Raw genomic sequence first — 12,459 nt, forward strand, 5'->3', positions numbered from 1 at the left:
ATGAGTTACGTATTCGTAAAAAACGCAAACGAGCTTTTAACTGTTGCCGGATCAAGCAGCACTCCGGCTGTACGGGAGCAGATGAACGAACTCTCCATCATCGAAAACGGAGCTGTCTGGATTGAAAATGACAGAATTGTCGAGACCGGGACAACAGCCGACCTCGAGAAGAAATACGCCGATCAGCTGGATCAGGCACAGGTCATCGATGCAAAAGGAAAGGTCGTGGCCCCGGGTCTGGTGGATCCCCACACCCACCTTGTGTTTGCCGGCAGCCGGGAAAATGAGTACAACATGCGCCTGCAGGGTGCCAAGTACATGGACATTATGGCTAAAGGAGGCGGCATCCACGCCACAACCCGGGCCACAAGAAAAGCGTCCTTCGAGCAGCTCTACAGTGAGAGCCGTCCGCGCCTTGATTCCTTTTTAAAACATGGTGTAACGACTGTCGAGGCAAAAAGCGGCTACGGGATGGACTGGGACGTGGAGAAACGGCAGATGGAAGTGGCGAGAAAGCTCGGTGACGATCACGTTGTGGATGTTGTAGGAACATTTATGGGCGCCCACGTTATCGCTGAAGAATACAAAGACGATCCGGAAGCATTCGTGGATATCGTTGTGAACGAAATGATCCCGGCGGCAGCCGAGTCCGGTCTCGCCGAGTTCAACGACGTGTTCTGTGAGCGTGGTGTCTACACACCTGAGCAGTCCCGACGAATTCTGGAAGCAGGACGGGAGTACGGACTGCTGCCGAAAATCCATGCCGATGAAATCGAACCGTACGGCGGAGCGGAAATTGCAGCGGAAGTGGGAGCAGTTTCAGCCGATCACCTCCTGAAAGTATCAGACCGCGGTCTTGAAATGATGGCCGAAAAAGGTGTCGTTGCCGTTCTTCTCCCGGGTACCGCATTCTTCCTGATGACAGAAGCTGCTGACGGCCGGAAAGCGATTGATGCCGGCGTACCTGTAGCTCTGTCCACTGACCGGAACCCCGGGTCGTCCCCAAGCACATCGATGCCATTCATGATGAACCTGGCAAGCCTGACGATGGGAATGACCCCGGCAGAAGCAATTACCGCATCCACCATCAATGCAGCCCACGCAATCCGCCGCGGGGAAACAATCGGAAGCCTGGAAGCAGGCAAACAGGCGGATCTGGTAATCTGGGATATTCCGAACCACCTTCAGTTTACGTACCTTTACGGAGTGAATCATACCCACACTGTAGTGAAAAAAGGCCGGGTTGTAGTGGAAAACGGGGTGATCGTGTGACGTATCCGTACGCCGGGATGCAGGCCCCTCCGTTTATATGGGGCCAGTTGAAGGGTCATCCGGAAAAAGTCCACGAATGGATCCGTCCGGTAACTCCGGGATCAGAGGGCTTTCAGGGGGAAGCCGATGCTCTCGTGTACGGCATCCCCCTCTCCCGCTCGTCCATCAGTCCATCCGCCGCATCTGCTTTTCCGGAAGCGTGCCGCCGTTCTTGGAAAGGGTTCAGTACGTACAACCTGGACGAAGATGTGGATCTGTCAAAACTCACGGTGTACGATCTCGGGGATACGGAGCAGCACGTAACCGATATCAGCCGCTGCCACGAAAACATCGTGCGGGCCGTTTCCGATATCCGGAAGAAGCACCCCGACCCGGTATTGATGGCTATCGGCGGTGATCATTCTGTTACGGCAAAAACGATCCGGGGACTCAAGGAAGCAGAGCCTGACGCAAAAATCGGCCTGCTTCAGCTTGACACCCACTTCGATCTCCGGGACCCGGCAGAACTTGGTCCTGCAAACGGCACTCCCGTACGGCAGCTGATCGAACAGGAGCTGGTGGAAGGAAAGCACGTTTATAATATCGGCCTTCACGGCTTTTTCAACAGCAGGAGCCTCAAAGAGTACGCCGACGCCCATCAGGTGCAGTACATTACGCTGAAAAAGGCCCGGAAGATGGGCGTTGGAAAAATGGTGGAACACGCACTTTGGGAACTCTCGCAGGAAGTGGACCATATTTATTTCACATGTGATATGGACGTCCTTGATATGGCCTACGCCCCGGGAGTACCGGCAACAACACCCGGCGGCATGCGCACCGATGAGCTCTTTGAGGCTGCCCTTGTCTGCGGGGGCCACGAAAAAGTCAGCGCCATGGATATCGTCTGCCTCGATCCGGAAAAAGACGTGGCCGGCATGACAGTAAAAGCGGGGACGCATGTAATGCTGTCATTTCTGACCGGGGTGGCGGTTAGAGAAAAACAGAACGGTATATGACGAGAATAGTATAACGAGGAATAAAGGAGATGGGATAGCTTGAAGAGGTTAACCATCTCTTCATTTTATCTTCGAAAGCAGTAAAACATCAATCTGAAAAAAGGGGGACAAAGTTATGGCTCTGAAACAAAGAAAGGAAGAAACCGTACCTCAGTCATCCGGAACAAAGAGCAGCATGCTGAAGTTTTTTCTGTTCAGTGCAATAGGTGTATTTATGTTTTTTGTACCGATTACTATCGGAGAAACATCTTCAATCATGCTCGATCATATCGTTTCATGGATCCGGAACACCTTCCCTGCAGCGGTGCCTTACTACGCTTTTACCGTCATTCTCCTCGGTGCTGTGTACCCGTTTTATACGAGAACCTGGAACAGGGACCGTGTTGCCGTCGTTTTTACAGGTCTGAAAGTTCTAGGTCTCGTGGTTGCCGGGATGCTGCTTCTGAACATTGGCCCAGCATGGCTGTTTGATCCTTCAATGGGGCCATTTCTTTTTAACACACTGGTAGCATCCGTAGGGCTGCTGGTTCCAATCGGTGCCATTTTCCTGGCTCTGCTTGTAGGATACGGGCTGCTGGAATTTATCGGCGTTATGATGCAGCCGGTAATGCGTCCTCTGTTTAAGACACCGGGCCGGTCAGCAATTGACGCAGTTGCCTCGTTTGTAGGGAGTTATTCCATTGGTCTGCTTATAACAAACAGGGTCTTTAAAGAAGGAAAGTACTCGGTTAAGGAAGCCACTATCATTGCAACCGGCTTCTCCACGGTCAGCGTGACCTTCATGATTGTTGTGGCAAACACGCTTGATCTCATGAGTATCTGGAACACCTATTTCTGGACGACACTTTTTGTAACCTTTCTTGTAACCGCTATCACAGTGAGGATCTGGCCGCTGAATAAAATCAGCGAGAAACATTATAATGACCGGAAAACCAATGAGCCTCCAGTGGAAGGAAACCGGATTCGCTTTGCATGGAATCAGGCTATGAAAGCATCGGAAAGAGCTCCCGGGCTTGGTGTAAATGTCTGGCGGAACTTCAGGGATGGTTTTCTTATGACCATGAGCATCCTCCCTTCCATTATGAGTGTCGGACTAATCGGTCTGGTTCTTGCTGAATTTACTCCTGTGTTTGATATTCTCGGTTACATTTTCTATCCGATTACAGCTGCATTCCAGCTGCCTGAAGCAATGCTTGCGGCTAAAGCAGCCTCCATTTCCATCGCTGAAATGTTTCTGCCTGCCCTGCTCGTAACAGAAGCACCTATGGTAACCAAGTTTGTCATTGCCGTTGTCTCTGTCTCTGCCATTCTGTTCTTTTCTGCTCTCATTCCGTGTATTCTCTCTACGGAAATACCAGTAAGTATTCCGAAGCTGATTGTCATCTGGTTCGAGCGAGTAGTTCTTACACTTGTAATTGTTATTCCAATAGCCTACCTGCTCGTATAGACCTTGTTTTCTGATTAATCAGTATTTTATTTCAACGATCTGTTTAAAACACGCACAGGCAGGTGAACATCCTGTGCGCCATTTTTATGTATGTATTTACACTGTAAAACTAAAGAAAGAAATCCAGAACTAAGGAAAACAGGCCGCCACCACTAAATGGAGCAGCCTGTTTTTTCTTTAAATCTCATATTCTTTTTCCGTGTCCTTCGGCATTACCCAGTCCAGAACGAGGTAAATGATGACGCACGGAATAACTGTGGTTGTCAGAGCAATAACCGCGAACACGATCCTTACAATCGTTGGATCGAGATTCCAGTAATCTGCCACCCCCGCCAGAACTCCGCTTACTTTAACATCGGTCGTAGACTTATATAATTTCCGATTATCCATTCCGGTTTTTCACCGCCAGACGTCCTTTTTCCTATATTTTAACACAGGGTTTCTACTCTCCTGTCAGAAATTCGGCAGCCTCCAGCAGATAAGTTTCAAAGTCCTCGGGAAACTCATGGCCTATACCGTTTACGATCTTCAGCTTACATGGCACATCGTAATCTGTCAGCAGCTTATGAAAGGCAGCCGCCTGATCTATATACGGATCGTACTCGCCTGTAAGAATATAGCCGCGGGTATCCCTGCAGATTCCTTCACGAAGAATCGCTTCATAAGGCTTTAAATCCCGAATTGAAGGCACCACGGCAAAAAAACGGCTCTCCCTGAACGGTTTCCACCCGAGGGCAGAATCGATCGCCAGCTTTCCGCCCTGTGACGCACCGCATAAAACAGTCTGATCGCTATTGGACATACTGATTTCATCAAAATGACGCTTTGATTCGCTCAGATCCGCTCTGGCCCGCTGTTCATCATCCCAGCAGAAACGCTCATAGCCGAATACCTGGGACGATTGGGGAAAACCGACATGCCAGTCTGATAACAGGGCCGTTTCCTCCCAGTACTCCGAGAAGGCCGAGGCATTATCTCCCCGCCAGTGAATGGCAAACATCCGCTTACGGCTCTGGGTATCTCCCATACTGTACAGCATCGGCAGATGACGGTCACTTTCCTGCTTCATCAGGTTGTAACACGCCTCGACAAGCAGGTCGAAACGGGCATCACTTTTCAGAGGATCGAGCTCCGGTTCTTCCCGCAGTCTTTCCGGGTGCCACCATATACCGTCATGAAGGGCCTGAAAAGCAAGACGGAAAGCCGCCTCCTTTTCCCCCGTACGCGCGTGAATGGAGATCCGCCACATGTCTGTTTTATACCTTTTCTCAGGAAAAAGCCCTGCAATCTCCTCGCTCATTTCCCGGCTCTTCTTAAGATCACCTTTTCTGAACGTACGGAATGCCTCCCGCTCCCAATCCGCAAATCGCTTCTGGATCTGACTTCTCATCAGGATTCCTCCTTCATCTTTCTACCTCATATATAGTTCTCCTCCCGAAGAAAAATCCCCTTCGGAAAGAATATATAAAAATGTAAAACAGTGTCCAAACCCCAACCCTTCCCCACTAACAATTTACATCTTTTTTTGGTAGAGTAGTAAGGTAGCGGAGTTCGTAACCATCCTCCGCTCTATAAGTAAAAACTAGGAGTGAACCATCTTGGATAACAATAAAGCAATTGTCGTGTTCAGCGGCGGACAGGACAGCACCACCTGCCTGCTCTGGGCACTTAAAAAATTTGATGAAGTGGAGACCCTCTCCTTCGATTACGGGCAGCGCCATGAACGGGAGCTGCATCACGCGGCGGAAATCGCCGAGCGTCTGAATGTGGCCCATAAAGTGATGGACCTGAGCATGCTCGGGCAGCTGACGGAAAACGCCCTGACCCGTGATGATATTGAGATTGAAGAAGGGGAAAAATACCCTACGACGTTCGTTGAAGGACGCAACCATCTGTTTCTTCTCATGGCGGGGATCTACGGCAAACAGGTCGGAGCGAAGCATATTATCACCGGTGTGTGTGAAACCGACTACTCCGGCTACCCGGACTGCCGTGACTCGTTCGTTAAGTCCATGAACGTGACACTCAACCTGAGCATGGACGAGAACTTTGTGATTCACACTCCGCTTATGTTTTTAAATAAAGCCGAAACGTGGAAAATGGCTGATGAGCTCGGCGGACTTGATTTTGTCCGTTACAATACACTCACGTGCTACGAAGGCATTGTCGGTGACGGATGCGGTGAATGTCCGGCGTGCAAGCTGAGGGCACGGGGTCTTAACGACTACCTTGCCGAAAAAGAAACTGCATCAGGAGAGTCTGAAGGAGGAAATGAAAATGAGCTACAATCGTGAAGAAGAAGTCGAACAGCTGGGAAACAATAAAACCGAGTATTCAATGGACTACGATCCGAGTGTGCTTGAAGCATTCGAAAACGTCCATCCGTACCGGGACTACTTTGTGAAATTCAACTGCCCTGAATTCACAAGTCTCTGTCCGAAAACGGGTCAGCCGGACTTTGCAACTGTATATATCAGCTACATCCCTGATAAAAAGATGGTTGAAAGTAAATCTCTTAAGCTGTATCTGTTCAGCTTCCGTAACCACGGGGATTTCCACGAGGACTGTATGAACAAAATTGTAAACGACCTCGTGGAGCTGATGGATCCGCGCTACATCGAAGTATGGGGCAAGTTCACCCCCCGCGGCGGCATCTCCATCGATCCGTACGTTAACTACGGTAAACCGGAAACAAAATGGGAGAAATTTGCCGAGCAGCGTCTCGTCCAGCACGACCTCTACCCGGAAACGATTGATAACCGTTAATGAAAAATCCTTTCAGCCCCCTGCATCCTGAACTGATGCAGGGTTTTTGTGCACACAGCCTTATCCGGGACAGGAATCCAATGGGAAAAGAATCCCCCGCCATATTCCAGGCGGGGGATTTCTATATAAGGGGGTATTCACATATTAATGAGCGTCAACCGCAGCTCTAACATCGAGAGCACCGTTTCCATAGTACCAGTGATCACCAAGCGGCTGAGCCGTGCTGTTAAAGGTATTTCGCACGTCATCGTTGGAAAGATGAGGGTGCTCGGCAAGAAGCAGAGCCGCCGCTCCTGCTACGTGCGGAGCAGCCATTGACGTACCGTTGAGGGCCGCGTAGCCGTCGTTCAGGTATGTGCTGTTTACATCGACTCCCGGTGCCATTACGTCGAGCTCATCACCGACGCTGGAGAAAGAAGCGCGCTCGTTGTTTTCATCGACAGCACCGACTGCCATAACGTTATCGTATTTAGCAGGGTATCCAATCGTATTGAAGGGGCCAAACTCTCCTGAGTTACCTGCTGCAGCTACAAGAGTGACACCGGCACTGTGTGCGTAGTTGACCGCTTCTTCAAGGGCCGTGGAACCGACGTCACCGCCAAGGCTCATGTTGACCACGTCCATATCATTGTCCGCTGCCCACTCGATTCCCTGGGCAATGCCGGCAAGCGTTCCGCCTCCGTCTTCACCGAGAACCTTAACCGCGTACAGATCCACATCCGGGCTTACGCCAAGTACGCCGAAGTCGTTATCAAGAGCTGCGACCGTTCCCGCTACGTGAGTGCCGTGACCGTTGTAGTCTTCGTAATCAGGTTCACCGTCAACAAAGCTGACACCATCCACTACATTCAGATCGGGATGGTCGGCAATACCTGTATCAAGGACTGCCACACTTACACCTTCGCCTGTGTTACCATCGTTCTGCTGAACGTCATCTGCTCCAACCTGCTCAACGCCGTAAGGTACTTCCTGAGCGTAGGCTTCCACCTCCGCGTTTTCATCTACAAATCGGACGTTCGGATTATTTTCCAGTGCTTCCGCTGCCCGCTCAGGAAGCGTCACATGAAGAATGTTGGCAAAGTCGAATTCGTGCTCCACTTCACCTCCAAGAGAGTTGACGGTATTCACCCCTGCCTGCTGTGCAGATGGCCCCTGATCAAACCCGACCAGGTATTCTTTCATGTCACCAGGCCCGTCCCCTGCGTGAATGACACTTCCAGCACCTCCAAATACGAGTGTGGCCACCAGTGCAGCGCCTGCTGTTTTTTTCCACTTAGCTGATTTGACCAAAATAACCTCTCCCTTTCCCAACTGAGTTTTTTAAACTTTTAAAAAGTTGTACCCCGTACTCTACAGAGGGAGTGAGGGTGATTTCAACAAAAATTAAAAATTTACAGAAAATTAACCTGTATTTTTACATAAATTTCAACCGGCATCCGACGAAGTTCACTCCACTCCGACAAAAGAGGCTTCAGTACTGAGGCGGAAGTTCAGTGACTTCTGTCTATGGACCAAAGTGCTGTCCCACGCTTTGGCCATGAAAAAAGTCCGGAGAAGAATCTCCGGACCCGACACTGTTAAGGAAAACTAAATTTCATAATTCATAATTTCAAGAGCTTTCATTGCTTTCTTATAATAAATAGCCGCTTTTCTATGGTGCTGCTTCCGTTCGTAACGGAGGGCGAGATCCTTTGCATACACGTGAACTTCCTCAAAGCGTTCGTGTTTTTCAAAAAACGGCACCACTTCGTCACTCAGATACTCTTCGAATTCCCCATCCGTCCCGGGAGTGGCGATGTGGTTGTAGTAGTTAAAATGATAGCGGTACTGTTCAACGAGGAAGCTGTTTGCCCGGGTTCCGGCTTCTTTCAGAATTTCAAAGCCGTGGTCAATCCAGCTCAGCAGTTCGCTGTACTGGCCGATCTTATAAAATTCCTTTAGTATGGCGTGAATACAGATCAGCCGGTTTGTCCCTTCACGGAGGCGGTAGCTCATCTGAAAGGCCGTTATGGCATCAAAAGACTGACCTTTTGCAGACAGCAGTTCCCCCCTTGCCTGGAGTACCTTCGCCTCAAGCTGCTTATGCTGGATGTTTTTTGCCAGCTTCATAGCCAGTTCGTACTGTTTTTCCGCGTTTTCATACTGTCTGATCCCTTTGTAGCAGAGACCGAGCATGAGCCTGCAGTCCCCGCTCCGCTGATAGTCATAGTTGCTGTCGTAGACTCTGACCGCTTCTTTCATATAGTACATGCTCGCATTAATATCCTTCACGCGGTAGGACGAGACACCGAGCATATAATAGAGATCCACCACATCCTTGTGAGGAAGATGGAGAGAAGCACGGAGTCCGTCCGCCTCTTTGAGCAGAAGCAGGGCCTGCTCTGCCTTCTGATTAAGAAAATAAAAGACACTTTTCATTTTCAGATAATGAAATTTAAGCTCCGCGTCCTCGATTTCCTTCACGAATGATTCGTTTTTCTCAAGCAGTGCCTGTCCGCTCGCATGCTCCCCGCGCAGAAACTTATACCTCGCCTGTACCGTTTCATAAAAAACGATCAGCTGGGGGTTCTGCACGTACTGAAGATGGTCATGAAGGGTATCGCTCAGCTGCCCTGCTTCTTCCAGTTCCCGGTCAATAATGAGCTCATTAAACTGATGAATCTTCTCCTTAAGCTGTTTCTCGTCATGAACCGACTTCACCGTATCGTGAATCTCCAGCCTGTTCAGAAGCTGTTCCATCAGCTCCCTGCCTACATCAATCTGATCATTTTCAATCTTACTGTAGTAGGAAACCGAACAGATCCCCTTCGCAACCTCTCCCTGTTTTTTCCGCTGCTTTAACCGGTGATACTTCAGAATTTTACCGTTCATCCGATCCACTCCCCAACACGTCATCCGAACCCGAAAAATACTATTACATCATGCAGGCTGATCAAAACCCCTGTACTTAATCCCGTAAAAAAACCTTTAATAATGCTAATACATTTATGTAGAAAATTAAACACCTTTGCCTGAAGCAGTCAGTCGAAGTTATGCCGGATAAGACTTTTGGCACGGCATCCACTCCCTTTACAGTAACTATTTACACATGAATATTTTATCACGTTTTGTATAAAAAAGGGAAAAAGACATTAATTAGCCAGCTCAAGAACTTAATTTCCGGCTTTTCTTTCGAAGTAACTTTCGAGCCGGTAATGGCAGATTTCCTTCGTCATCTCATAAATAAATGGATTATGCTCCTCAGGCCAGTCAGCAATTATTCTGAACTGATTTTCTTCAAACGAAATCAGCCCTTTTGAGGAACCGCTCCATTTTGTCATAGGCATGGTTCTGATCAGTGTTACAGATTTCTTAACAGAAATGTCCCGGGTGGTTTTATCGTTAAAATCAGTATTTCTCCGATAATCTTTTTCAAGATAGTACTCTCTGAAGAACGGAGCTGTCTCTTCAGGCGTCACAGGCCCTTTCCAGTTTTCAGAACCACTTTTCAGCATGTAAAGAAGTACAGTCATCTTATAGCTTTTTGACATTACGGTTCGTTCCACTTCATTAAACCACTCTTCTCCTGAGTTAAAAGCCTCGGAATCCGGCCCGGAAAGTTCCCCTGCCCAGTCGAGAAATCCAGGGTATGATCTGAATTCATCTCTGACAGCCTTGCTTTCTACTTCAGCCTGCCTGTGAAACTCCAGATAGGAAGGTCTTCTGCCCAGTTCCTCTTTCAATTTGCGATAGGCAGCCAGTATTTTATGCTTTCGCGGCTGTTCCTTGCGCCTGAATTCCTCCAGAAGGCTGACAGCTTTCACATCAAGATTAATCGAACAGGATTCAGGAACATGCGGAACTATCGGTTCTTTCCCCTTCTTCTTTTTATCTGATGGAGCTTTGTCAAACAGCTGCAGCTTCAGATCGGCATTTCTGTAGTTTCCCAGAAGGTCAATGATGACGCAGTTTTCTTTGCCTTCATGCAGTCTCAATCCACGCCCCACCTGCTGAGTGAACACTGTCAGAGATTCAGTAGGCCTGGCAAAAAGGAGAGTATCAACTGAAGGAATATCGGTCCCTTCATTAAAAAGATCGACTGTAAAAATGATATCCAATTCACCTGATGTAAGCTGCCTGATTGCTTCGGGCCTTGATAATACCGTCCGGCCGGAGGTCAAAGTCACCGCTCTTACACCTCTCGAGATAAAATAATCGTTCAGGAACTGTGCCTGTTTTATTGAACTGCAGAAAGCCAGTGTTCTGGTCTGTTTGTGTTTTGACCAGGCATCAAAAATTTTCTCTGCAAGGTCTGTCCGCATCTGGACTGCTGCCAGCTCCTCCTTGTCATACTGCGTCCCCAGCCATGTAATGGAGGAGTAATCGGTATCGTCATATACACCGTAATACCGGAAAGGGCTCAGCCAGTTCCGCTCAATAGCTTCGAGAAAGTGCAGCTGGTAGGCCACATTTCCCTCACAGAGGTTGTAAACATCTTTTCCGTCCAGACGATCCGGTGTTGCCGTGAGCCCCAATAGAAATCCCGGTTTAAAATAGTCCAGAAGTGCCTGATAGGAAGAAGCTGCGGCATGATGAAACTCATCTACTATAATAAGATCGAACTCATAAGGGCTGAATCTGTGCAGCTCTTTCTCCCTTGAAAGGGTGAAAATCGAAGCAAATACCTGATCTGACTGTCTTTCTTTCAGGTTGCCATTGAGGATCCCCTGGCTTTTTTCCGGCATGATATGGTTAAAGGACTTTTTGGCCTGATAAAGTATTTCCTCCCGATGCGCCACAAAAAGCACCCTGTCGTATTCCTCTGCAAAAAAACCTGCAAGATAGGTTTTTCCGAGGCCTGTAGCCATTACGACCATCGATTTATCGTAATCTTCCTCTACTGTGGAACGAAGTGCTTCCAGCGCTTCGAGCTGCGCATGACGGGGCCTTAATGCGATTTCTGTATTATATTCTGCCGGGGGATCGATAACGTGCTGAATATCACTCGTTTTACCCCCAAACATCAGCTCCTGCTGCTCGGACTCGTGCCAGTGCCTGAAGTGGTCACCCGTATCCCGGTGTACCTGTTCGTATTCTTTTTCATAGCCTGCTATCGTCTGCTCATTTACAGGTACGGTCCGCGGATCAAAAAAGAGTTTCATAAATTCCTCATTTGCTTCTTCAAACGTTTCAAAAGCTGCCTCTTCACTTGCAGAAAGGTTCCATTCCACTCCGTAAGTGAGAGCGGACCTGGACAGATTTGAGGACCCGACATAAAGAACCCCGTTCTGTTTTTCAAAATTAAATATGTAGGCTTTTGGGTGAAACGATCTCCCTTTTGCCCTGAGGAGCCGCACGTTTATATTAGGATGAATGGCGGTCAGACTTCGAAGGGCCCCGGGCTGGGTAACATAAAGGTAATCACCGGTGCAGATTTTTATATCCGCTCCTCTTTCAGCAGCCTTCCTAAGTCCTTCCGAAAGGAGATCGACCCCGGTTTTCATCGTAAAAGACACGAGAATGTATATGGTGTCAGCCTGTTTTAAATGACCAATCACTTCATCTGCAAACTGGGACGTAATCAGCTTAACCCCGCTCATTCAGTTACCTCTTTTAAGTAAATGCGCTCCCGGAATCCGCCACGGTTATCCGCTTTCGTTTTTCTGACCTGCTCGAGCTTTTCAGGAGAGGCTCCGTGAATGGAAGACAGCGCATATATAAGTTCCATTAAATCAGCCAGTTCTTCCACTGCTTCTTCATCGTTTCGGGCATTTGTGTATTCACTTAATTCCTCACTGAGCTTCGTTCTGGCTGCTTCTGTATATTCCTGTTTATTAAGCTTTGAAATGACCGGCTTTTTCCCGCTGTCGGCGATAATTTCCGGTATTCTGTCTCTTACGAGTTTGTTATATATCAACTTCCTCACGCCTTTCCGGTTTTCTCTCTCAATCATACCATCTGCCCCAGGGGTTAAAACACCGCCCTGCCTGAATGCAGAGC

Annotated in this window: 11 protein-coding genes; 5 read left to right on the top strand and 6 right to left on the bottom strand. The window is 48.6% G+C overall.

From position 1 onward, the window contains the following. From hutI to FGB90_RS15805, 3 genes are all read left to right on the top strand, one after another. Window positions 1-1,272 carry an imidazolonepropionase gene (gene hutI / locus FGB90_RS15795; protein WP_138811823.1) on the top strand — a complete coding sequence of 424 codons (1,272 nt, stop codon included), beginning with the start codon at window positions 1-3 and terminating at the stop codon, window positions 1,270-1,272. Next, a complete protein-coding gene (locus FGB90_RS15800; protein WP_246056214.1) occupies window positions 1,269-2,267 on the top strand; it encodes an agmatinase family protein in 999 nt (332 codons plus the stop codon). The genes hutI and FGB90_RS15800 overlap by 4 nt, the downstream gene beginning before the upstream one ends. Before the next feature lie 115 nt (window positions 2,268-2,382). Beyond that, window positions 2,383-3,714, top strand: a complete 1,332-nt coding sequence (locus FGB90_RS15805) for a YjiH family protein (RefSeq protein ID WP_138811824.1) — start codon at window positions 2,383-2,385, stop codon at window positions 3,712-3,714. Between the two features lie 177 nt (window positions 3,715-3,891). On the opposite strand, the gene FGB90_RS15810 is transcribed toward FGB90_RS15805, so the two are convergent. Continuing rightward, on the bottom strand, window positions 3,892-4,104 hold the full coding sequence (locus FGB90_RS15810; protein WP_138811825.1) for a PspC domain-containing protein: 213 nt from the start codon (window positions 4,102-4,104) through the stop codon (window positions 3,892-3,894). Between the two features lie 52 nt (window positions 4,105-4,156). Next, a complete protein-coding gene (locus FGB90_RS15815) occupies window positions 4,157-5,104 on the bottom strand; it encodes an alpha/beta hydrolase (RefSeq protein ID WP_138811826.1) in 948 nt (315 codons plus the stop codon). A gap of 208 nt (window positions 5,105-5,312) precedes the next feature. On the opposite strand from FGB90_RS15815, the gene queC reads away from it, so the two are divergent. Together queC and queF are read left to right on the top strand one after the other, a co-directional pair. Next, window positions 5,313-6,008 carry a 7-cyano-7-deazaguanine synthase QueC gene (queC, locus tag FGB90_RS15820; protein WP_138811827.1) on the top strand — a complete coding sequence of 232 codons (696 nt, stop codon included), beginning with the start codon at window positions 5,313-5,315 and terminating at the stop codon, window positions 6,006-6,008. Then, the gene (gene queF, locus FGB90_RS15825) at window positions 5,992-6,480 is read left to right on the top strand and encodes a preQ(1) synthase (protein WP_138811828.1); all 489 of its coding nucleotides are present in this window, start codon (window positions 5,992-5,994) and stop codon (window positions 6,478-6,480) included. Before queC ends, queF begins: the two co-directional genes overlap by 17 nt. 144 nt (window positions 6,481-6,624) lie before the next feature. On the opposite strand, the gene FGB90_RS15830 is transcribed toward queF, so the two are convergent. From FGB90_RS15830 to FGB90_RS15845, 4 genes are all read right to left on the bottom strand, one after another. Further along, window positions 6,625-7,773, bottom strand: coding sequence for a S8 family peptidase (locus FGB90_RS15830; RefSeq protein WP_438502709.1), 1,149 nt, complete (start codon window positions 7,771-7,773; stop codon window positions 6,625-6,627). A gap of 294 nt (window positions 7,774-8,067) precedes the next feature. Continuing rightward, window positions 8,068-9,351 carry a helix-turn-helix transcriptional regulator gene (locus FGB90_RS15835; protein WP_138811829.1) on the bottom strand — a complete coding sequence of 428 codons (1,284 nt, stop codon included), beginning with the start codon at window positions 9,349-9,351 and terminating at the stop codon, window positions 8,068-8,070. Window positions 9,352-9,632: 281 nt separating this feature from the next. Beyond that, the gene (locus FGB90_RS15840) at window positions 9,633-12,059 is read right to left on the bottom strand and encodes a DEAD/DEAH box helicase family protein (RefSeq protein ID WP_138811830.1); all 2,427 of its coding nucleotides are present in this window, start codon (window positions 12,057-12,059) and stop codon (window positions 9,633-9,635) included. Next, on the bottom strand, window positions 12,056-12,412 hold the full coding sequence (locus FGB90_RS15845) for a nucleoside triphosphate pyrophosphohydrolase (protein WP_138811831.1): 357 nt from the start codon (window positions 12,410-12,412) through the stop codon (window positions 12,056-12,058). The genes FGB90_RS15840 and FGB90_RS15845 overlap by 4 nt, the downstream gene beginning before the upstream one ends. Between the last annotated feature and the right edge of the window lie 47 nt (window positions 12,413-12,459).

The sequence above is a fragment of the Alteribacter natronophilus genome, assembly GCF_006007885.1.
Classification (GTDB): Bacteria; Bacillota; Bacilli; order Bacillales; family Salisediminibacteriaceae; genus Alteribacter; species Alteribacter natronophilus.